Source organism: Sphingomonas sp., from assembly GCF_965248875.1.
Taxonomy (GTDB): Bacteria; Pseudomonadota; Alphaproteobacteria; order Sphingomonadales; family Sphingomonadaceae; genus Sphingomonas.
This window is the reverse complement of the sequence record NZ_CBDFKR010000011.1, coordinates 1481316-1502966: the sequence shown is the minus strand read 5'-3', so window position 1 is coordinate 1502966 and position 21651 is coordinate 1481316. Positions and strand designations below refer to the sequence as shown.

General features: G+C 68.6%; 16 protein-coding genes. 14 read left to right on the top strand and 2 right to left on the bottom strand.

Annotated features, from left to right (window positions below; genetic code table 11):
* Positions 1-76 precede the first annotated feature (76 nt).
* Entirely contained in the window at positions 77-3391 is a 3315-nt protein-coding gene (cas9, locus tag ACP2AD_RS14510) for a type II CRISPR RNA-guided endonuclease Cas9 (protein ID WP_425230755.1), read from the bottom strand.
* Positions 3392-3787: 396 nt separating this feature from the next.
* On the opposite strand from cas9, the gene dctA reads away from it, so the two are divergent.
* The 9 genes from dctA (at position 3788) to ACP2AD_RS14465 (ending at position 13091) form a co-directional block, all read left to right on the top strand.
* On the top strand, positions 3788-5074 hold the full coding sequence (gene dctA, locus ACP2AD_RS14505) for a C4-dicarboxylate transporter DctA (protein ID WP_425230754.1): 1287 nt from the start codon (positions 3788-3790) through the stop codon (positions 5072-5074).
* Between the two features lie 66 nt (positions 5075-5140).
* Positions 5141-6157, top strand: a complete 1017-nt coding sequence (locus ACP2AD_RS14500; protein WP_425230753.1) for an SDR family oxidoreductase — start codon at positions 5141-5143, stop codon at positions 6155-6157.
* 43 nt (positions 6158-6200) lie between these two features.
* On the top strand, positions 6201-7727 hold the full coding sequence (locus ACP2AD_RS14495; RefSeq protein WP_425230752.1) for an acyl-CoA carboxylase subunit beta: 1527 nt from the start codon (positions 6201-6203) through the stop codon (positions 7725-7727).
* Between the two features lie 15 nt (positions 7728-7742).
* Positions 7743-8147 (top strand): hypothetical protein, encoded by a 405-nt coding sequence (locus ACP2AD_RS14490; protein ID WP_425230751.1) that lies wholly within the window; start codon positions 7743-7745, stop codon positions 8145-8147.
* Positions 8148-8388: 241 nt separating this feature from the next.
* Entirely contained in the window at positions 8389-8808 is a 420-nt protein-coding gene (gene mce / locus ACP2AD_RS14485; protein ID WP_425230750.1) for a methylmalonyl-CoA epimerase, read from the top strand.
* A 17-nt stretch (positions 8809-8825) separates the two neighbouring features.
* Complete coding sequence (locus tag ACP2AD_RS14480) at positions 8826-9608, top strand: enoyl-CoA hydratase-related protein (protein WP_425230749.1); 783 nt, start codon at positions 8826-8828, stop codon at positions 9606-9608.
* On the top strand, positions 9608-11830 hold the full coding sequence (gene scpA, locus ACP2AD_RS14475; protein WP_425230748.1) for a methylmalonyl-CoA mutase: 2223 nt from the start codon (positions 9608-9610) through the stop codon (positions 11828-11830). Before ACP2AD_RS14480 ends, scpA begins: the two co-directional genes overlap by 1 nt.
* On the top strand, positions 11827-12291 hold the full coding sequence (locus tag ACP2AD_RS14470; RefSeq protein ID WP_425230747.1) for a DMT family transporter: 465 nt from the start codon (positions 11827-11829) through the stop codon (positions 12289-12291). The genes scpA and ACP2AD_RS14470 overlap by 4 nt, the downstream gene beginning before the upstream one ends.
* Positions 12288-13091 (top strand): heme-dependent oxidative N-demethylase family protein, encoded by an 804-nt coding sequence (locus tag ACP2AD_RS14465; RefSeq protein WP_425230746.1) that lies wholly within the window; start codon positions 12288-12290, stop codon positions 13089-13091. The genes ACP2AD_RS14470 and ACP2AD_RS14465 overlap by 4 nt, the downstream gene beginning before the upstream one ends.
* A 66-nt stretch (positions 13092-13157) precedes the next feature.
* On the opposite strand, the gene ACP2AD_RS14460 is transcribed toward ACP2AD_RS14465, so the two are convergent.
* Positions 13158-14150 carry a glycosyltransferase family 8 protein gene (locus ACP2AD_RS14460; RefSeq protein WP_425230745.1) on the bottom strand — a complete coding sequence of 331 codons (993 nt, stop codon included), beginning with the start codon at positions 14148-14150 and terminating at the stop codon, positions 13158-13160.
* 188 nt (positions 14151-14338) lie between these two features.
* Between ACP2AD_RS14460 and ACP2AD_RS14455 the strand changes: the two genes are divergently transcribed.
* The 5 genes from ACP2AD_RS14455 (at position 14339) to ACP2AD_RS14435 (ending at position 21550) form a co-directional block, all read left to right on the top strand.
* Positions 14339-16474 (top strand): biotin carboxylase N-terminal domain-containing protein, encoded by a 2136-nt coding sequence (locus ACP2AD_RS14455; protein WP_425230744.1) that lies wholly within the window; start codon positions 14339-14341, stop codon positions 16472-16474.
* A gap of 147 nt (positions 16475-16621) precedes the next feature.
* The gene (locus ACP2AD_RS14450) at positions 16622-18100 is read left to right on the top strand and encodes an efflux transporter outer membrane subunit (RefSeq protein WP_425230743.1); all 1479 of its coding nucleotides are present in this window, start codon (positions 16622-16624) and stop codon (positions 18098-18100) included.
* A complete protein-coding gene (locus ACP2AD_RS14445) occupies positions 18100-19464 on the top strand; it encodes an efflux RND transporter periplasmic adaptor subunit (RefSeq protein WP_425230742.1) in 1365 nt (454 codons plus the stop codon). Before ACP2AD_RS14450 ends, ACP2AD_RS14445 begins: the two co-directional genes overlap by 1 nt.
* Before the next feature lie 28 nt (positions 19465-19492).
* Positions 19493-20206, top strand: a complete 714-nt coding sequence (locus ACP2AD_RS14440) for an ABC transporter ATP-binding protein (RefSeq protein ID WP_425230741.1) — start codon at positions 19493-19495, stop codon at positions 20204-20206.
* A 135-nt stretch (positions 20207-20341) separates the two neighbouring features.
* Positions 20342-21550: an ABC transporter permease gene (locus ACP2AD_RS14435; protein ID WP_425230740.1), complete on the top strand. Its 1209-nt coding sequence runs from the start codon at positions 20342-20344 to the stop codon at positions 21548-21550.
* The last annotated feature ends 101 nt before the right edge of the window (positions 21551-21651 follow it).

The window sequence follows — 21651 nt, the reverse complement described above, 5'->3', positions numbered from 1 at the left end:
CCGACGAGGTAGGCGAGCTCGAGCGTCGAGTCAGGCCAGCCGATCGATCAGATTGCTCCCCGATGGAGGTATCCGGCTACTCGGTTGGCGCGCTCTTGGGGCGGGTCCGCCGCACGGCCGAGCGCATCGGAAACCCGGGATCGCGGACGCGTCCGATCTCGTCGACGTCGACCTTGCGCGCGCGCCAGTTCTTCAGCGTGCCGGGCGAGGGGTAGATGTACTTGAACGGATCGCCCTTGTCGGCATCGCGCGCCTTGAGCGACCCGGCCTCTTGAGGCGCCGCTACCGCGAACTGCTTCTCGGAGAACTTCACGATCCGCACCAGCTCGCGTTCGCCGACGGCGCGCTCGATCGCGAGCATGTCGTCGCGGAACAGGCTCATGATCCGCTTGGCGGCCGGATGAGGACGCTCCTGGCCGCCGGGCTGGTGCGCCTCGAACATGGAGACGACCTGCGCGCGCCACTTGCCGTCGGGCATCTCCCAAACATCGTAACGATAGTTGGAGTCTCCCTTGTATGCTTTGTAAGCGCGGCCCTGCCGGTCACGGATGGGGATCACCGACAGCGGTTCCGTCACACGGACGCGGCGTGTTTTTCGGAACTGCTTCGGTCCGAGCGTTGCCACGCTTGGCATCGGCTTGCCCGCCTCGATCGTTCGGTAAAAGGCGGCGCGCAGGTCCGGATCGCGCACGCAGTGGATGTCGACCGGCGTCAGCGCATCCAGCGGTTTGCGGCGGACGACGATCGGCGTGCCTTTGGCGTCGGTCAGCCCAGTCAGGCCGTATGCCGTATCGTTGTGCAGTCGCCCGGCGGTGGACCCGGTACCGTGGTCGGCAGTGCCGTGATCGGCACGATGGCTGACGGTGATCGCGCGGACGGTGGTCGCCACGTCATCGCGGAAGCGTACGCCGTCCAAATCTCCCCAGGGCGGCGGCACCTTGATCCGCTCGCGCCCCTCATCGCCTTGCTGCCCGGAAATGCGCGCGATCTGCTGCAGCATCGAACGGTCGACGATCGCGATCACGATCGCATCGATGGCATGATGGCGGTGGTCGAGGCGGTTCTTCGGCTGATTGGCGCCGCCAGCGAAATTGTGGTCGGGCAGCAGGTCGTTCAGTCCTAGCTTGCGCCGCACCATCTCGGTCAGCTTGCCCGGTGAGACCCAGACGTGGCTGCTTCCCTCGCCTTCGTCAGGGTAGAGCGCGGACAGGTATTCGCGCGCGAGCCGCGCAAGATATTGCGTGTCCACGAGCTGACGGGCGAGGAATCCGCCTTCCTCCTTCGCGCGATCCATCGCGTCGGGCTCGAACCGCCAACGCTTGTTGCGCGGGAGCCGTGACGCCCGCTCGGCGATCGCTTCCCATTCCGATGTCTCGCCCCAGCGTTGGAAGGGCGACATCTTGCGCTTGAAACGGTTCGCCTCGCGAAGGCAGACGATCTTGTTGGCGTTGCTGTCGTCCAGCGTGGCCGCGAAGGGCAGAATGTGATCCATTTCCGCCCGGCCGTCGAACAGCATGGACGGCGAAATGACTTGGCCGGTATAGACGCACTGTCGACCGATGGCGTTGCCGTCCAGCTCCTCCCAAAGCTTGAGAATCGCCCGGTTCGCACCGGTATCGTCCGCCAGCTTGTCGCCTTCGGGCTCGCCGTCACGGTTCAGCCCGAGCAGCTTGCGGGTGCGCTGCTCCGCCGCCAGCCGGTTCTCGTTGTTCTCGCGATTGCGCTTCTTCTTCTCCTCGTCCGTCAGCTTCAGTTCGCGCGCCAGCTCGATCGCGATTTCCCTAGGCGGCCCGTGCCGCGCGATCAGCATGTTCACCGTGCGGCGAAGCTGGTTGAGACCGATGTGGACGGTCGGGTTGGTCAGTCGTCCGACGCGCTTGATCTCATCTATTTCGGATGCATCTCCGCTGCCGGGCATGATGTGCCGGTCGAGGACCTCGCCGTAATAGGGAAGGGCGTCTAGGATTTCGCCCGTGCGGAAGTTGCTGTGATCCAGATCTAGCGCCCTGACGGCTTCGCTGTAAACGATGACCCGACCCGGCTCGATCGGCGCCGCGTCGGCCTTGCGGCCCGTCGGGGTGCGCTCGTGAAGCAAGGTGTCGATTAGGCCGCTAGTCACGCTTAAACCGAACCGGCCAAAGCCCGCTGGCAGCCGCGCGCGCGCAACGGCGGCCGCGCGTTCCGGCGAGAAGCCATAGCGTTCGGCCGCCCAGTCGCAGAAGATCGCCAGCTCGGCGTCGGTCTGCACCGCCTCGAGCTTCTTCACCACCGCCCACTGCTCGTCGGCGTCCATAGCCGCCCAGCGTGAGTCGAAACGGCTCTTGGCGCCCATTATCGCGGCGACCTCGTCACCCTTGAGATCGGTCCGGTTTTCGCTCTCCTTGTTGAAGCGCGCCTCCGGCTCGAGTCTGAGCGCCTTACGCATCGACGCGAAGCTCATCTTGGCGCTGCCCTTCAGCTTCGACAGCAGCAGGTCGCGCTGCTCAGGCGTCAGCCGCTCGGCGACGCGACCGGCGCGCACGACCATGAGCGCGTTCAGTTCTTCGAGTAGACGTCGGCGTTGAAACAGCGGGTGCGCCTTGGGGAGTCGCTGCTCTCCATTGCCGAAGGTGCAGGTGCCGATCTGCGGCTGCTTGAGCGGACGTTGATGAAACACGATCTCGAAGAGGCGCGCGTGTACCGCAGGCGTCAGCACGTCTGGACGGTAAGGAGCTTGAGCCTCCCAGATCGCCTCGAACTCCTCTTCCAGCAACTCACGGCCCGGATAGAAGTCGTAGCCGGTCCCCTTGGCATCGGTGCCCTGCTCGGGCCTGAGCCGCGTGCGGACGGAAAGACCGTCCGGGTGCTCGGGCGTACGATCCGTCCGCCGCTTGTGAAGCCACTCGCCAAAGGTCTCCGCGTCGGCCTCGTCCATCTTGGTCCTGAGCCGACTGACGCCGAGCTTGATCTTGCCGGTGTCGTCGTCGGGCTTGTCGGTCTTGCGGTTCGACTTGAACCCGCGCCGCTGGTTTAGGTGCCAGATCGCACGCCCGAGCTCCGGTAACGTCAGGGGTTCGTGCAGGGCGCGAGCGCGCAGCTCGTACGGGTCGAGCACTTCCAGCCTTTTCCGTTCGGCCGCATCGGCGGGGAACAGCCCGTCGGCGATGAGGTACTTCATCAGCGCGCGCTGGCGCTGCTGGAACCGGTCACGCCGACGCCGCATGGCGCGCGCCTCACGCCGGTCTACCGCGAGCGACGCGCCGGACTTAGGGTCGCGCCCGTCACTGAAGATGCGAGCGCCAGCCGCGATGATGCCGTCGGGTGCCCACCCGTCGCCGCTCCGCACCAGGTGCAGCGCCGCCCACCCGAGCGAGTTCGTTCCCAGGTCGATACCAAGCCGCCAGTCTGCCACGCGCCCTCCCGATCGTCGCAATGAAGCGGGCTAATGGGAACGGGTCAACCGTCCGTCGACCCGCTCCCACCGGATCGGCGCAGGTTGCGCCGACAGGCTCCACCAGCCGAGCATGAGATCGGCAGGCACGTGTTGGCGGCCTGCAACCGGCGAGTCAATGCCTTCTCAAGCCTTATTGTTCTGACTTGCAAATGTGGATAGGGGTGGGATAGGAGCAGCGGCATGCAAGGCTAGAGAGTTGCCGATGGGCCGTCCTCCGGTACCACTTGACCATCCTCTCTGATCAGGTATCTACGCCTTCTCAGAGATCGCGGTCTGGCGGTTAACAAGCGTCAGTACGCACCAGATAAGGGCAGCGCCACGGCGCTGCCCTTTTTCGGTTGGGGAGGGTGGCGGATGATCGCGGACGCTTCTCCGGATGCCGATCCCTCGCTTCGCCGCCGCCACCGGTCGACCCACCTCTACCTCCAGGTCCTCGTCGCGATCGCGCTCGGCGCATTGCTCGGCGCGCTCGCGCCCGGCTGGGGCGAGGCGTTGAAGCCGCTGGGGGACGCCTTCATCAAGCTCGTCCGGATGGTGATCGCGCCCGTGATCTTCCTGACGCTGACGACCGGCATCGCCGGGGTGGCGGAGCTGCGCGGACTGGGGCGGGTGGCGGCCAAGGCGCTCGCCTATTTCCTGTTCTTCTCGACGCTCGCGCTCCTGCTCGGGCTGGTCGTCGGCAACGTCGTGCGGCCCGGCGCGGGGGTGGGCGCGACGCCCGCATCGCTCGATGCCGGCGCGGTGCAGACCTATGTCCAGCAGGCGCACGAGACGGGCGTGGTGCCGTTCCTGCTCGCGATCATTCCCGACAGCCTGGTCGGCGCGTTCACGGGCCAGAACATCCTGCCCGTGCTGCTGATCGCGGGGCTGTTCGGCGTCTCGCTGAGCCTGGTCGGCGCGCCCGCGCGGCCGGTGACCGAGCTGCTCGAAAGCCTCTCGCTGGTAGTGTTCCGCCTGGTGGCGCTGGTGATGCGCGCGGCGCCGCTCGGCGCGTTCGGCGCGATCGCCTTTACCGTCGGCAAGTTCGGGCTCGGCACGCTCGTGCATCTGGGTGGGTTGGTCGCGTGCTTCTACGTCACCGCCGCGCTGTTCGTGCTGGTGGTGCTGGGCGCGGTGGCGCGGGCGGCGGGCTTCTCGATCCTGAAGCTCATCCGCTATCTGCGCACCGAACTGCTGCTGGTGCTCGGCACGTCCTCCTCAGAGGCGGCGCTGCCCGCGCTGATCGGGAAGCTGGAGGCGGCGGGATGCGCCAAGCCCGTCGTCGGGCTGGTGGTGCCGGCCGGCTATTCGTTCAACCTCGACGGCACCAACATCTATATGACGCTCAGCGTTCTGTTCATCGCGCAGGCGACGGGGACGACGCTGAGCTGGGGACAGGAACTGGCGCTGCTCGGCGTCGCGATGCTGTCGTCGAAGGGCGCGGCGGGAGTGACGGGGGCGGGGTTCATCACGCTTGCCGCGACGCTGTCGGTGCTGCCGACGGTGCCGCTTGCGGGCATGGCGCTGATCCTCGGCATCGACCGCTTCATGTCGGAATGCCGCAGCCTGACCAACTTCATCGGCAACGCCGTCGCGACGATCGTCGTGGCGCGGTGGGAGGGGGCGCTCGATCGCGAGCGGCTGGCGGCGGCGCTAGGCTAGTTGCAATCAGCAACCCGATCTGCTTTGCGCTGTGCGTCAGCAGGGTGCGGGGCAGGGGAGACGGCGATGGCGGGCACGGTGTTGGTCACGGGCGGCAGCGGCTATATCGCCGGCTTCACGATCCGCCAGCTGATCGCCGAGGGCTGGACGGTCCGGACCACGATCCGCAGCCTGTCACGCGAGGCGGAGGTGCGCGGCTGGCTGGGCGTCGACAACGACCGGCTGAGCTTCTTCGCCGCCGACCTGATCAGCGATGACGGCTGGGCGGAGGCCTCTACGGGGTGCAGTCATGTCGCGCATCTCGCCTCGCCGCTACCCGCGGGCGCGGTCAAACACGAGGATGACCTGATCGTGCCGGCGCGCGAGGGCGCGCTCCGGGCGCTCCGGTTCGCGCGCGACGCGGCGGTGCAGCGCGTCGTGATGACCTCCTCGGTGGCGGCGATCGCCTATGGCCATCCGCCGGGGCAGACGACTTTCACGGAGGCAGACTGGTCCGATCCCGCCGCCGCGAGCACCGGCGCCTATCCGCGCTCCAAGACGATCGCCGAACGCGCCGCGCGCGACTGGATCGCGGCGGAGGGCGGCGCGCTGGAGATGGTCACGGTCAATCCGTCGCTGGTGCTGGGACCGGTGCTGGCGCCCGATTTCTCGGCCTCGGTCGAGGTGATCAAGAGGCTGCTGTCGGGCAGTCTGCCCGGGCTGCCGCCACTCGGCTTCGGCGTTGTCGACGTGCGCGATGTCGCGGACCTGCACGTCCGCGCGCTGACCGCGCCCGGCATAGCGGGCGAGCGCTTCATCGCGTCCGGCCGGTTCATGACGATGGCCGCGGTCGCGCAGGTGCTACGCGACCGGCTGGGCGACCAGGCGGCGAAGGTGCCGACGCGGCGGCTGCCCGGCTGGGTGCTGCGCGTCGTCGCGCTGTTCGACCCGATGGTGCGCCAGATCACCGGCGAGATCGGCCGCACCCGCGCGACGCCCGCAACACACGCGCACGATGTTCTCGGCTGGACGCCGCGGCCGGCCGAGGAGACGATCGTCGACACCGCCGAAAGCCTGATCGAACGCGGGGTGGTCAAGGTTTGACGCGGCCGCCGTTTCGCTGAAAGGGGCGGGCGAAGGAGCCTGAATGTCCTCGACGATCGCCGAACTGGAACGCCGCCGCGCCGCTGCTCGCCTGGGCGGCGGGCAGAAGCGCATCGACGCGCAGCACGCCAAGGGCAAGCTGACCGCGCGCGAGCGGCTCGACGTGCTGCTCGACGAGGGCTCGTTCGAGGAGCTCGACATGTTCGTCGAGCACAACGCGACCGACTTCGGCATGGCGGACCAGGTTGTGCCGGGCGACGGCGTGGTCACCGGGAGCGGTACGATCAACGGGCGGCTGGTGTTCGTGTTCAGCCAGGACTTCACCGTCTTCGGCGGCTCGCTGTCGGAACGGCATGCGCAGAAGATCTGCAAGATCATGGACATGGCGATGAAGGTCGGCGCGCCGGTGATCGGGCTCAACGATTCGGGCGGCGCGCGCATCCAGGAAGGCGTCGCGTCGCTCGGCGGCTATGCCGAGGTGTTCCAGCGCAACGTGCTGGCGTCAGGCGTCGTGCCGCAGCTCTCCCTTATCATGGGGCCTTGTGCTGGCGGCGCGGTCTATTCGCCGGCGATGACCGACTTCATCTTCATGGTGAAGGACTCCTCCTACATGTTCGTCACCGGCCCCGACGTGGTCAAGACGGTGACCAACGAGGTGGTGACGCAGGAGGCACTGGGCGGCGCGGTGACGCATACGACCAAGACCTCGGTGGCGGACGTCGCGTTCGAGAACGACATCGAGGCGCTGCTTGCCGCACGCGACTTCATCGACTTCCTGCCGCTGTCGAACCGGGAAGGCGTGCCCGAGCGGCCGACCAGCGATCCGTGGGACCGGGTGGAGGACTCGCTCGACACGCTGATCCCGGCCAGCGCCAACCAGCCCTACGACATGCACGAGCTGATCCGGAAGGTGGTGGACGAGGGCGACTTCTTCGAGGTCCAGCCAGCCCACGCCGCCAACATCATCTGCGGTTTCGGGCGCGTCGAGGGCCGCACCGTCGGCATCGTCGCCAACCAGCCGTTCGTTCTGGCGGGCGTGCTCGACATCAACTCGTCGAAGAAGGCGGCGCGTTTCGTGCGCTTCTGCGACGCGTTCGAGATCCCGATCGTGACCTTCGTCGACGTCCCCGGCTTCCTGCCCGGCACCGCCCAGGAGCATAACGGCATCATCAAGCACGGCGCCAAGCTGCTGTTCGCCTATGCCGAGGCGACCGTGCCCAAGATCACGGTGATCACCCGCAAGGCCTATGGCGGCGCCTACGACGTGATGGCGTCGAAGCACCTGCGGGGCGACCTCAACTACGCTTGGCCGACCGCCGAGATCGCGGTGATGGGCGCGAAGGGGGCGGTCGAGATCATCTTCCGCGGCCGCACGCCGGAGGAGATCGCCGAACGCACGGCCGAGTACGAGGCCCGCTTCGCCAACCCGTTCGTCGCGGCCAGCAAGGGCTTCATCGACGAGGTGATCCAGCCGCACTCGACGCGGCGGCGGGTCGCGCTGGGCTTGCGCAAGCTACGAGGCAAGCAGCTTGAGAATCCATGGAAGAAGCACGACAACATCCCGCTCTAGTGGAGAGGCGAGTCGATGAGCAAGCTTCACGGAGATCAACAGGAACTGACCGATCGAGATGCAGCGATCATCAAGGGCATGGTCGGGCGTGGGGACAAGAACGAGACGATTGCTGCCTTTTTCGGTGTCAACCAGCGAGCCGTGTCTCATGTCCGATCGGGTCAGACGTTTGCCAATGTGGTGCCCGCTCGACCCGAGCAACTTCCTCCTCCTGGGCCATACGGTGTCGACCCCATCTATATCAAGTTTTACCAAACTGTGACTCGCGTCAATTGGCTGTGGGATCAGCGGAAATTGCCTCAGGCAAAAGAGCTCTTGGAAAAGGCATTGCGAAACCCGGTTTTTGTCAGCAACTTGGATGAAGGCGACGAGATGTTATGTGAGATCACGCGGGATCAATTTGGCGTATCGCAGCTCTGATTGTGGAGGAAGGGAAAATGTCGTTTGAAACGAAGCCTCTGCCACCAGATTACCCGCACGTTGCTATTTCAAGAGAGACTCTGCTTCGGTGGGCTCACATGAGCAATCCACCCGTAGAACGGATGCAAGCGGCTGCATCATGGCTCACGTCTGACACTCAGGTGCGCGCATACCTAAATGGTTACGTTGAGGGTGATCTCGCAGTCTGGAGGGCAAACTTGCCCTTTGCGGATGTTCGAACGTGACGCTCGGCCGCCTCAACCATGTCGGTGTCGCCACCCCCTCGATCGCCCGCTCGATCGAGACCTATCGCACCCTCCTCGGCGCTACCGCGATCGGTGCGCCGTTCGACCTCCCCGCGCAGGGCGTGCGCGTCTGCTTCATCGACGCGCCCAACACCCAGATCGAACTGATCGAGCCGTATGACGACGCCTCCCCGATCGCCGGCTTCCTGCGCAAGAACCCCGCCGGTGGGCAGCACCACGTCTGCTTCGAAGTGCCCGACATCCATGCCGCGGTCGCCGACCTGAAGGCGAAGGGCGCGACCGTGCTGGGCGAACCCCGGATCGGCGCGCACGGCACGCCGATCGTCTTCGTCCATCCCAAGGACATGGGCGGTGTGTTGGTGGAACTGATGGAAACGCCTAAGGGCAACCACTGACCATCGGGGGAGCGACTGTGCCCGACTACCAGACCATCCTCGCCGAGCGGCGCGACGACGTGCTGCTGCTCACCCTCAACCGGCCCGACCGGCTCAATGCCGCGTCGCTCGACATGGCCGACGAGCTCTCCGCAGCGCTCGACCGGATCGACGGCGCGCGGGCGGTGCTGATCACCGGCACGGGGCGGGCGTTCTGCTCCGGCGCGGACCTGCAGGCGCGGGGCAATGGCTCGGCCCGTGGCGGACAGGCGAGCCATCAGGCGCTGACCAGGCATTATAACCCGCTGATGATGAAGCTGGCCGAGCTGGACGTACCGACCGTCAGCGCCGTCAACGGCCCGGCGGCCGGTGTCGGTTGTTCGATAGCGCTGGCGGCGGACTTCGTGATCGCGGGCGCGTCGGGCTATTTCCTCCAGGCGTTCGTCAATATCGGGCTGGTGCCCGACGGCGGCGCGTCGTGGATGCTGCCGCGTCTCGTCGGCAAGGCGCGCGCGACCGAGATGATGATGCTCGGCGAGAAGATCGGCGCGGACAAGGCGGCCGAGTGGGGGCTGATCCACAAGGCGGTGCCGGACGATCAGCTGATGCCGGAGGCGCTCGCGCTGGCAACGCGGCTGGCGGCGGGACCGACACTGGCCTTGGGGCTGATGCGCCGGAACATCATCCTCGGCATGGATGGTTATGCCGATGCGCTCAATCGCGAGGCCGTCGCGCAGCGCATCGCGGGCGGCTCGGGCGATGCGATGGAGGGCGGCACGGCCTTCTTGCAGAAGCGAAAGCCCGCGTTCAGAGGGGCGTGATGCCGGCATCCGAGCAACCGACCATCGAACAGAATATCGGCGAGGACGCGGGCAGCGCGCCGCCTGCCCGCGAACCGTCGCCGCCAGCCGCGGCGGATCCCGGCGTCGCGGCATGGCAGGCGCTGGCGGCGAAGGAGGTCAAGGGCGCCGACCTGACCTGGCGCACGCCGGAGGGGATCGACGTCAAGCCGCTCTACACCGCCGCGGACGTGGCGGCGGACCCCGGCCTTCCTGGCTTCGCGCCCTTCACCCGCGGCGTGCGTGCATCGATGTATGCCGGCCGGCCCTGGACGATCCGGCAATATGCCGGCTTCTCGACCGCCGAGGCATCGAACGCCTTCTACCGCCGCAACCTTGCCGCGGGGCAGAAGGGGCTGTCGGTCGCCTTCGATCTCGCCACCCATCGCGGTTACGACAGCGACCACCCCCGTGTCGTCGGCGATGTCGGCAAGGCGGGCGTCGCGATCGACAGCGTTGAGGACATGAAGATCCTGTTCGACGGCATTCCGCTCGATCAGATGTCGGTCAGCATGACGATGAACGGCGCGGTGATCCCGATCCTCGCCTTCTTCATCGTCGCCGGCGAAGAGCAGGGCGTGCCGCGCGCCAAGCTGGACGGGACGATCCAGAACGACATCCTGAAGGAGTTCATGGTCCGCAACACGTACATCTATCCGCCCGAACCCTCGATGCGGATCGTGTCGGACATCATCGCCTACACCAGCGCCGAAATGCCCAAGTTCAACAGCATCTCGATCAGCGGCTACCATATCCAGGAAGCCGGGGCGACGATCGTCCAGGAACTCGCCTTCACGCTGGGGGACGGCATCGCCTATGTCCGCGCGGCGCAGGCGGCGGGGCAGGACATCGACGCCTTTGCGGGGCGGCTGTCGTTCTTCTTCAACATGGGGATGAACTTCTTCTTCGAGGTCGCGAAGCTGCGCGCCGCGCGGTTGCTCTGGCATCGCGCGATGACGATGCTCGGCGCCAAGAGCGAGCGGTCGAAGATGCTGCGCACGCATTGCCAGACCAGCGGCGTGAGCTTGCAGGAATCCGACCCCTACAACAACGTGATCCGCACGACCATCGAGGCGATGGCGGCGGCATTGGGCGGCACGCAGTCGCTCCACACCAACGCGCTCGACGAGGCGATCGCGCTGCCGACCGACTTCTCCGCCCGCATCGCCCGCAACACGCAGCTTGTGTTGCAGGAGGAGACGGGGATCACGAAGGTCGTCGATCCGCTCGGCGGCAGCTATTATGTCGAGGCGCTGACCGCCGAGCTTGCCGACAAGGCCTGGGCGCTGATTGAGCGCGCCGAGGCTGAGGGCGGCATGGCCAACGCCGTCGCCGCCGGCTGGCCCAAAGCGATGATCGAGCAGGCGTCCGCCGCCAGGCAGGCGCGCGTCGACCGCGGCGAGGACGTGATCGTCGGGGTCAACAAGTACAGGCCCGCGAACGACGACGCGCTCGACATCCTAGACGTCGACAACCACGCGGTGCGCGAGGCCCAAGTGGCGCGGATCGGCCGGGTCAAAGCGACGCGCGACGAGGCGGCGTGCCGGGCCGCGCTGGACGCGCTACGCGACGGCGCGCGGGGCGACGGCAACTTGCTCGCGCTGGCCGTCGATGCGGCGCGCACCCGCGCGACACTGGGCGAGATCAGCCTGGCGCTGGAGGATGTGTTCGGCCGCTACGGCACACAGCCGACCCCTGTCAGCGGCATCTATGGCGGCGCGTACGACGCCGACGCGCGCTGGACGGCGCTGGAGGACGGCGTTGCCGCCACCCAACGCCGGCTCGGCCGCAGGCCCCGGATGCTCGTCGCCAAGATGGGGCAGGACGGCCACGACCGCGGCGCCAATCTGGTGTCGAGCATGTTCGGCGACCTCGGCTTCGACATCGTGCCGGGTCCGTTGTTCCAGACTCCGCAGGAAGCCGCCGCGCTGGCGATCGAGCGCGCGGTCGATGTGGTCGGCGCGTCCAGCCTCGCGGCAGGGCACAAGACGCTGATCCCCGAGCTGATCGGTCACCTCCGCGATGCCGGCCGCGCCGACATCAAGGTGATCGCCGGCGGCGTCATTCCCGCGCAGGATTACCAGACGCTGCGGGACGCGGGCGTGCAGGCGATCTTCGGTCCCGGCACCAACCTGATCGCCGCCGCCGAAGAGGTGCTGCGCCTGCTCGGCCACAACATGCCGCCCGCCGACGCGGCGGAGTGACCGCGTCGTCCTCCGCCGCCGCCTTTGCGGGGATCGCCGCGCTGATGTTTGCCACCGGGATCGGCATCCCGCTGATGGCGACGCTCAACGCCGGACTCGGCCAGCATCTCGGGAGTCCGGCGGCGGCGACGGCGGCGCTGTTCGCGGGCGGGCTGTTGCTGTCGTGCCTCACGCTCGCCTTCACCGGGCTGCCCCGCGCCGGCAGCGTCGCCGCGACGCCCGCCTATCTTTATGCCGGCGCGGTCTTCGTGGTGTTCTACATCCTGTCGATCACCTGGGCAGCGCCGCGGATCGGCGTCGGCAATGCGGTGTTCTTCGTGCTGCTAGGCCAGCTGATCGCGGCGGCGGCGATCGACCATCTCGGCCTGTTCGGCGCGCTGCGGACGGCGATCACCGCACGCCGGGTGCTCGGCCTGACCGTGATGGCGGTCGGCGTGTATCTGGCGCGCAAACCGCGGTGACGCTCGGCTTCACCGTCGAGGCGCTGGTCGGCGCCGGGCGGGGCGGTGGCGCACTGGCGATGGGGCTGCGGCGGGTGCCGGAGGCCGCGTGGCTGCGGCCGCATCCCGATCGTGCCACGCGTGCTGCGGCGTTCGACGCGCATGCCGACGCCGTCCGGTTGCTGCCCGAGGCGGATGCCGCGGGGGCGGAGACGGCGGCGATGCTCGGCGTCGAAGGCGGTCTAGCCAAGGCGGCGCGGGCGCGCTGGGAGGATCTGTGCCTGCTCCAGCCCGCCGCCGACGGCCAATACCGCCTCACCGCCGGGGCGGTTGCATTCCCGACCGACTGGCGGCTCGCCGACAAGGTCGGCCTGCCGCTCACCGCCGTCCACGCCCCGATCCACGGCTATGCCGAACAGCTGGCGGACGGTGTCGACCATTTCTTCCGCACGCTCCCCGCCGGGCCGGTGTTCGGGCGCGCCAACTGGTTTGTCGTGCCGACCGATGCGTGGCGGTATTTGCCCACCGACGATCCGGCGGCGCGGTTCGCGCACGTCACTACTGCGAATGTGGGCGAAACGCTGTTCGTCCGCTGCGAGCGCCAGACGATCAGGCGGCTGCCGCAGACGGGCGCGCTGCTGTTCACGATCGGCATCGCGGTCGCACCACTCGACGCGCTGAGCAAGGCGGCAGTGCACAAGGTCGCGGCCGGCATCGCCGCGCAGTCCGCGGGCGAACACGAACGCCGCGCCGCGCCCTTTTACGCGGCCGCGCTGGCGGGCTATGCGGCGGGGCGGGGAGAGGAGCCCTCGCCGTCCTGACCAGCGAGCCGCCGAGGATTGGCAAGTCTCGGCGCCGGGTCGGCGAAGCGTAGAGCACGGCGCCGCCTAGTCCGACCCGAAATTCCGGGCCGCCTGCCGTTCGGCGGCGATGATCTGGCGTCGCTTGCGCCAGACGCGGTGCGCAAACATGAGGTGCAGCTTGCGGTAATTGCGGCGGCTGATGGCGTTGCGCTCGGCGATCTGTTGGTCCGGCCATGCCGGACGCGCGACGATGTGCGCCACCCGTTGCTCGACCTCCTGGTAGAAGGGAAACAGGTCCTGCCACGGCTGCAGCGGGCCGTGCCAGGCCTTTATCGATCCCGTGAAGTGCAGGATGGCCGGCTCCACCGCGGAGGCTAGCTTGAGGTCGGCGAAGCCGGTTTGGAAGTTCCAGCGGATCGGCAACGGCGACCGCCGCGAGCCGGCGACGATGTTCAGCGCGCTCTGATCGTAATTCACGCAGTGATCGCTTCGCGTCATATAAACGTCGAGCGCCTCTGCCGCCATCGCCCGCCACGTCGCGACGTCGGCAAGGATGATGCCGGAATTGAAATACCGCTGGTCGGCCGGAATGCCGAGATCATCCAGGTATCGGCGGGCGGCGGTGCCGAGCCGGCCATGATCGAAGCGATTGTAGCTGATGATGTCGTCGGCGGCCCAGATCGTCCCGGGCGAGGCGCGGTGTCGCAGCAGTGCGCTGGGGTCCCGCGCAAAATAGGTGTCGCCATCGACGTACAGCATCCGCCGATGCGTCTTGGCGACGGTCTCGCCGATGAGCAGTCTGCCCAGCGTGGCCACGGAGATGTGACTTTGACGCCAGCGTTCCGCCGTCAGCCGGAAGACGTCGTCGTCAAGGAGCGGCATCAATCGCACTCCCAGCCGGTCGAGATCAGCGTCGAGTTTCGCGAGGTCGCGCTGCGGCTTGCCGGTCAGGAACAGCAGGATCTCCGCCTGTTCGGCCGGAACGAAGCGGCGCAGCGACAATGCCGATGCGAGTGTCGCAAAGAGGAAGTTCTCGTCTGCGACGTAGCAGATGGCGCAGTCCGATGTGTTCGTCACCTCGTTTTCCTCCCAAGGCCTGGATTGCGCCGCGACTTGCCTGGCGGCATCGACACAAAGGCACGAAAGATGGTCCTCCGCTGGATGCGGACGATCGAACAGGGGGCATTGTCACCCGACCGCGGGCGCGACATACGGGCGCCGGCCCCAGTCGTACAGCCGAACGAACCCGAAGAGTCGCGCCCGAGATGTTCAAAAAGCTCCTGGTCGCCAACCGCGGCGAGATTGCGTGCCGGGTGATGCGCACGGCCAAGCGGATGGGGATTGCAACGGTCGCGGTCTATTCCGACGCCGACGCCCGCGCGCCGCATGTGCTGATGGCGGACGAGAGCGTGCGGCTCGGGCCGGCGCCGGCGGCGGAGTCGTACCTCAAGGCGGAGCTTATCCTCGCCGCGGCGCACGCGACGGGGGCCGACTGTATCCACCCCGGCTACGGCTTCCTGTCGGAGCGCGAGAGCTTCGCGCGTGCCTGCGCCGACGCGGGGATAGCGTTTGTCGGTCCGCCGCCCAACGCCATCGCGGCGATGGGGGACAAGATCGAATCGAAGAAGCTCGCCAAGGCGGCGGGGGTCAACGTCGTCCCCGGCTTCCTCGGCGAGATCGACAGCACCGACCATGCGGTCGAGATCGCGTCCGGGATCGGTTACCCGGTGATGATGAAGGCGTCCGCCGGCGGCGGCGGCAAGGGGATGCGGCTGGCGTACAGCGAGCAGGACGTGCGCGAGGGGTTCGAGGCGACCAAGCGTGAGGGGCTCGCCAGCTTCGGCGACGACCGCGTCTTCATCGAGAAGTTCATCGAGTCCCCGCGCCACATCGAGATCCAGGTGCTCGGCGACCAGCACGGCACCGTCCTCTATCTCGGCGAGCGCGAATGCTCGATCCAGCGCCGCCACCAGAAGGTCGTCGAGGAGGCGCCGTCGCCCTTCGTCACGCCGGCGATGCGCAAGGCGATGGGCGAGCAGGCGGTCGCGCTGGCCCAGGCGGTCGGCTACTATTCGGCGGGGACGGTCGAGCTGATTGTTAGCGGCGCGGATACGACCGGCGAAAGCTTCTACTTCCTCGAGATGAACACCCGGCTCCAGGTCGAGCACCCGGTGACGGAGGCGGTGACCGGGCTCGATCTGGTCGAGCAGATGATCCGCGTTGCGGCGGGCGAGAAGCTCGCGTTCGGGCAGGACGACGTGCGGCTGAACGGCTGGGCGATCGAGAACCGGGTGTACGCCGAAGACCCGTATCGCGGCTTTCTGCCCTCAACCGGTCGCCTCGTCCGCTACCAACCGCCGGAGAGTGAGGACACACCCTATGCTCCTCCCCGGGACGGGGAGGTGGCAGCGCAAGGCGCTGACGGAGCGGGCGGGCCGCCAGCGCACCGCGCGCCGCCCGCCCCCTCGACCACCGGCCTGCGGGCGGCGGTCCCCCTCCCCGCGAGCGGGGAGGATCGTGCAGGCTACACCCGCGTCGACGACGGGGTGCGCGAGGGTGGCGAGGTGTCGATCTTCTACGACCCGATGATCGCCAAGCTCGTCACCTGGGCGCCGACCCGCGACGCCGCGATCGACGCGCAGGTCGCCGCGCTGGACCGGTTCGTGGTCGAGGGTGTGGGCAACAACATCGACTTCCTGTCGGCGCTCATGCAGCACCCGCGTTTTCGTGAGGGCGCGCTCACTACCGGCTTCATCGCCGAGGAATATCCTGACGGCTTCCACGGCGCCCCCGCTTCGCCCGATCTGCTCCGCACGCTGGCGGCGGTGGCGGCGTTCGCGGCGACCGCGGAGGCCGACCGCGCGCGGCGCACCGACGGCCAACTGGGCAAGCGCCTGCCGCCGCCGGGCGAATGGGTCGTCCGCATCGGCAGCCAGCAGCATCAGGTGCTGCTCGCCCGCGACACGGTGGTGGTCGACGGCGATGAACTCGACCTCGCGCTCGAATACACGCCGGGCGACCGGCTGGTCCATGTCGAGACCGACGGCACGCCGCTGGCGGTCAGGCTCGCGCGCACCCGCACCGGGTTCCGTCTGACGACCCGCGGCGCGTCGCACTCCGCGCGCGTGCTCCCCGCCTTGGCCGCGGCCTACGCGCACCACCTGATCGACAAGGTCCCCCCCGACCTCAGCCGCTTCCTCCTCGCCCCCATGCCCGGCCTTCTCGTCCGCCTCGACGCAGCCGCGGGCGACAAGGTCGAGGCGGGCCAGCCGCTGGCGGTGGTGGAGGCGATGAAGATGGAGAACATCCTGCGCGCTGGAAAGACAGGCCGGGTCAAGAGCGTCGAGGCCAAGGCGGGCGACAGCCTGGCGGTCGATCAGGTGATCCTGGAGCTGGAGTGAACCGCCGCGGCTGACTGACGGCGCATCGGCGGCTGGCCGCGCTGGTGGCCATGTCGGGTATCACGAAGCGGCGCGTAAAGGCTGCGCGACACTCTGCGACATAATGATACTGGACTGAAACATCCCCGCCGCCCACATGCGCTGGCGATGCGCCGTGCCGTTCGTCCCTGGGCCGCCACCCTTGCGCTCGCCGCGGTGCTGGCTGGCTGTACCGTCGGGCCTGACTACCACCCCCGCACCGCGACGGAACTCGGCGTGCCCGAAGCCTATTCGGTCCCCGCGCTCGCGACGCCGCAGGACCTGACCGCCTGGTGGCGCCGCTTCGACGATCCGGAACTCTCCAGGCTAGTCGAGCAGGCGCGGACGAACAACACCGACCTTGCCCAGGCGGTCGGCCGCCTCCGCCAGGCGCGCGAGGCGCTGGTGCAGAGCCGCGCCACGCTGCTGCCGACGCTCAGCGGCTCGGCCGGGTACAACCGCTCGATCGACATCCGCGGCGGCAGCAGCACGATCACCAACCCGGCCACCGGCACCACGACGACCATCACCCGGTCGGCGGGCGACAGTTTCAGCCTCGGCCTCGATGCGCAGTACCAGGTCGGGCTGTTCGGTGAGGTCCGTCGCACCGTCGAGGCGGGCCGCGCGGAGAACGAGGCGTCGCGGTTCGACTATGCGACCGTGCTCGTCTCCGTCACCAGCGAAGTCGCGCGCAACTATGTGCTCGCGCGCGGCTATCAGGCGCAGATCGCCAACGCGCGTGCGTCGCTCGCCATCCAGGACGACAATCTGGAGATCGCGGGCTTTCGCGTCCAGGCGGGGCTGGTCTCCTCGCTCGACGCCGAACAGGCGCGCAGCCAGCGGGCGCAGACCGCCGCCACCGTGCCGCAGCTGGAGCAGCAATATGAGGCCGCGGTCGCGCGGCTGGGCGTGCTGACCGGCCAGGCGCCCGGCGCGCTCCGCCCCGAGCTGGCGGCGGTGCAGCCGATCCCGGCCGGCGCGCCGGTGGGGGCGGGCATCCCCGCCGACGTGCTGCGCCAGCGCCCCGACGTGCGCGCCGCCGAGCGCACGCTCGCCGCCGCGACCGCGCGGATCGGCGTCGCCAGGGCGCAGCTGTACCCGGCGTTTACCATCACGGGCAACGTCAACACGGACGCCGCCTCGCTCGGCAGCATCGCCAACGTCATCACCGGCGGACTGTTCGCGGGGCTGACCCAGGCGATCTTCAACGGCGGCCGCCTGCGCTCGCAGGTGCGCGGGCAGGAGGCGGCGGCCGACACCGCGTTCGCGGCCTACAAGGGCATTGTGCTGACCGCGCTGGAGGATGTCGAGAACGCGCTGACCGCCTATACCGCGGCGCAAACGCGTGAGCAGCAGTTCGCGATCGCGCTGGAGGCGGCGAACAATTCCGCGATCCTGGGCCGGTCGCAATATCGCACCGGGCTGACCGATTTCACGACGCTGCAGCAGCAGGAACTGTCGCTGCTGTCCGCGCGCAACGGGCTGACCGGCGCGCAGGCGGACCGCGCGACCGCGCTGGTCCAGCTCTACGCGGCACTCGGCGGCGGCTGGGACGCAGCAACCCTTCCCGACGGGCGCACCCCGATCCCCAGCACAGGCACCCGCTGATGGCCGATCAGAACCTCGACGATTTCCTGGGCGTGAAGCCCGCGCCCGCCTGGCGCCGCTGGGCGAAATGGGCGCTGGTCGCGCTCGGCGTCGTGCTCCTCCTGCTGCTGGTCCACCGGATCGTCGTCGGCAGCGGCGCGGTGCAGGATTATGCGACCGTGCCGGTGACGCGCGGCGACCTGACGGTCAGCGTCTCCGCGACGGGCAAGCTCGCGCCGACCAATCAGGTGACGGTCGGCTCGCAGCTGTCGGGGCTGGTCACGCGCGTGGTGGTGGACGTCAACGACCATGTCACCGCCGGCCAGCCGCTGGCGCTGATCGATCCGCAGCAGATCGATGACCAGATCCGCGCCGGCCAGGCGACGCTCGCCGCCAACCAGGCGCAGGTCGCGCAGGCGCAGGCGACCGTCGGCGAGGCGCAGGCGCAGCTTGCGCGGCTGCAGGAGGTGTACCGCCTGTCCAACGGCCGCGTGCCGTCCGCGACCGAGCTGCAGACCGGGCGCGCCAACGCCCAGCGCGCGGTCGCGGCGCTGCGGGTCGCGCAGGCGCAGGTCGCCGCCGCGCGCGCGCAGCTGGGCCAGTCGCAGACGCAGCGCGCCCGCTCGATCATCCGCTCGCCCGTCTCCGGCGTCGTGCTGGCGCGTCAGATCGATCCGGGCGCGACCGTCGCCGCTTCGTTCAACACGCCCACGCTGTTCGTCATCGCCGAGGATCTGACGCGGATGAAGCTGGAGGTCGCGATCGACGAGGCGGACGTCGGCTCGGTCCAGACCGGACAAAAGGCGAGCTTCACCGTCGACGCCTTTCCGGGCCGCACCTTTCCGGCCCAGATCACGCGCGTCGACGTCGGCTCCAACCTGACGGTCAGCTCGGCCAGCTCGACGGCGACCACCACCAGCACCACTGGACAGGTGGTCAGCTACGCCGCCGATCTGTCGGTCGCCAACCCCAACGGACAGCTGCGGCCGGGCATGACCGCAACCGCCGACATCGTCACGGCCGACAAGCACAATGTGCTGCTGGTGCCCAACGCGGCGCTGCGCTTCAAGCCGAGCAGCGGGCAGGCGGCGGCGGGCGGCATCGCCGGGTCGCTGACCTTTCGCGGGCCGGCCCGCGCCGCCCGCACCGCCACCGTGGGCCGTGGCGGCACGCAGACGGTGTACGTCAAGGGCGCAGACGGTACGCCGCAGGCGGTCCGCGTCGTCACCGGCGATACCGACGGCTCGCTGACCGAGGTCACAGGCGGCGACCTCAGGCCCGGGATGCAGGTCATCACCGGTGTGCTGGCGACGGCGAGCACGACCGCGACCCGCGGCAGCGGGGGCGGCGCGAGCGGATCGCGGCGGCAGGGGGCGGCGCAGTGATCTCCCTTGCTTCCGAAGTGGAGGGAGGATGAGCGAACCACTCATCGCGCTGCGCAACGTCACCAAGACCTATGGCGCCGGCGCCACCGCTTTCCAGGCGCTGAAGGGCGTCGATCTCGACATCGCGGCGGGCGATTTTGTCGCGATCATGGGCGCGTCGGGGTCGGGCAAGTCGACGACGATGAATATCCTGGGCTGCCTCGACGTGCCGACCGGGGGCTCGTTCCGGTTCCGCGGCCACCATGTCGAGAGCCTCGACCGCGACCAGCGCGCGCTGCTCCGGCGGCGCTATCTCGGCTTCGTGTTCCAGGGGTTCAACCTGCTCGCGCGCACCACCGCGCTGGAAAATGTCGAGCTGCCGCTGCTCTATCGCGGCGACGAGAAGCGGGCGCGGCGCGACCTTGCGATGGGCGCGCTCGACAAGGTCGGGCTGGCGAATTGGTGGGACCATACCCCCGCCGAGCTGTCCGGCGGGCAGCAGCAACGCGTCGCCATTGCGCGCGCGATCGTGACCCAGCCCGACGTGCTGCTCGCCGATGAGCCGACCGGCAATCTCGACAGCGAACGCTCGGTCGAGATCATGCAGCTGCTGACCTCGCTCAACCGCGACAGCGGCATCACCGTGCTGATGGTGACGCACGAACCCGACATGGCGGCGTTCGCGCGAACGGTGGTGCGTTTCAAGGACGGGCTGGTCGAGCACATCGAAGCGCAGCACCGGCAGGGAGAGAGGGTAGCATGATCCTCCCCGGCACCGGGAGGGGAACCGCGGCCGCAGGCCGTGGTGGAGGGGGCTCGCCGCGAGCAGCCTGCCCGTGGCCTGCCCCCTCCACCATGGTGCGCATGGTCCCCCTCCCCGTGCCGGGGAGGAACTAGAATGCTGGGCACCACCTTGCTCCTCGCGCTGCGTTCGATCGCGCGGCACAAGCTGCGCTCGTTCCTGACCATCCTCGGCATCATCATCGGCGTCGGTGCGGTGGTGACGATGGTGACGCTGGGCAAGGCGACCACCGCCGCGGTGCAGCAGCAGATCAGCGCGCTCGGCACCAACATCCTTCAGGTCCGCCCGGGCCAGGGCTTCGGCCGCGGCGGCGGCGGCCCGCGCCCGCCCGACTTCAAGCCCGAGGACGTGACCGCGATCGCCACCCAGCTGGCGGGCGTCACCGCCGTCGCGCCGCAGGCGTCGGCGACCGCGACCGCGATCTACGAAGGCGCGAACTGGTCGACCACGGTCAATGGCACCACCGGCGCGATCTTTCAGGTTCAGCCCTGGCCGCTGGCGAACGGCCGTTACTGGACCGGCGCGGAGGAAGCGGCGGGCAAGGCGGTCTGCATCATCGGCAACACGGTCAGGAAGAACCTGTTCGCGAATACCGATGCGGTCGGCAAACGCTTCCGCGTCGGCGCGGTGTCGTGCGACATCATCGGCGTGCTGACGACCCGAGGCCAGGCGGGATTCGGCGGCGATCAGGACGATACCGTCATCATGCCGATCAAGGCGGTGCAGCGCCGCTTCACCGGCAGCCGCGACATCCGGCTGATGCTGGTCGGCGTCGACAGCCGCTTCTCGACGGCCTCGGTGCAGGCGTCGATGACCGACCTGCTGCGCGAACGCCGTGGCATCACGCCCGGCAAGGACGACGATTTCAACATCTTCGATACCAAGCAGATCTCCGACACGCTGACCGGGACGACGACGCTGCTGACCTCCATCGTCGCGGTGGTCGCCGCGATCAGCCTGGTGGTGGGCGGCATCGGCATCATGAACATTATGCTGGTCAGCGTCACCGAGCGGACGCGCGAGATCGGCATCCGCCTCGCCATCGGCGCGGTGGCCCGCGAGGTGCTGCTCCAGTTCCTGGTCGAGGCGGTGGCGCTGTCGTGCCTGGGCGGGCTGATCGGGCTGGTCGTGGCGCAGGGCGTGATCGCGCTGATCACGCCGCTGATCCAGGTGCCGTGGCTGTTCGTGCCGTCCATCAACGTGATCGCGTTTGCGATCTCCGCGGTGATCGGGGTGGTGTTCGGCTATTTTCCGGCGCGCCGCGCGGCGGGGCTGAACCCGATCGACGCATTGCGGCACGAGTGACGCGCAGCGCGCACGCGCCCCAGCGGAGCTGGGCGCGAGACGCGCCAGCGCGGCCGGCGTAGCGCAGCTACGATCGACGACGCGGCTTTGCGGCGGCGCGC

Excerpts from the sequence above, each read along its gene's own strand:
- ACP2AD_RS14455 (WP_425230744.1), top strand. The coding sequence starts at position 14,339 with ATGTTCAAAAAGCTCCTGGTCGCCAACCGCGGCGAGATTGCGTGCCGG.
- ACP2AD_RS14435 (WP_425230740.1), top strand. The coding sequence starts at position 20,342 with ATGCTGGGCACCACCTTGCTCCTCGCGCTGCGTTCGATCGCGCGGCAC.
- ACP2AD_RS14450 (WP_425230743.1), top strand. The coding sequence starts at position 16,622 with ATGCGCCGTGCCGTTCGTCCCTGGGCCGCCACCCTTGCGCTCGCCGCG.
- ACP2AD_RS14490 (WP_425230751.1), top strand. The coding sequence starts at position 7,743 with ATGAGCAAGCTTCACGGAGATCAACAGGAACTGACCGATCGAGATGCA.
- ACP2AD_RS14445 (WP_425230742.1), top strand. The coding sequence starts at position 18,100 with ATGGCCGATCAGAACCTCGACGATTTCCTGGGCGTGAAGCCCGCGCCC.
- ACP2AD_RS14440 (WP_425230741.1), top strand. The coding sequence starts at position 19,493 with ATGAGCGAACCACTCATCGCGCTGCGCAACGTCACCAAGACCTATGGC.
- dctA (WP_425230754.1), top strand. The coding sequence starts at position 3,788 with ATGATCGCGGACGCTTCTCCGGATGCCGATCCCTCGCTTCGCCGCCGC.
- ACP2AD_RS14495 (WP_425230752.1), top strand. The coding sequence starts at position 6,201 with ATGTCCTCGACGATCGCCGAACTGGAACGCCGCCGCGCCGCTGCTCGC.
- scpA (WP_425230748.1), top strand. The coding sequence starts at position 9,608 with ATGCCGGCATCCGAGCAACCGACCATCGAACAGAATATCGGCGAGGAC.
- ACP2AD_RS14500 (WP_425230753.1), top strand. The coding sequence starts at position 5,141 with ATGGCGGGCACGGTGTTGGTCACGGGCGGCAGCGGCTATATCGCCGGC.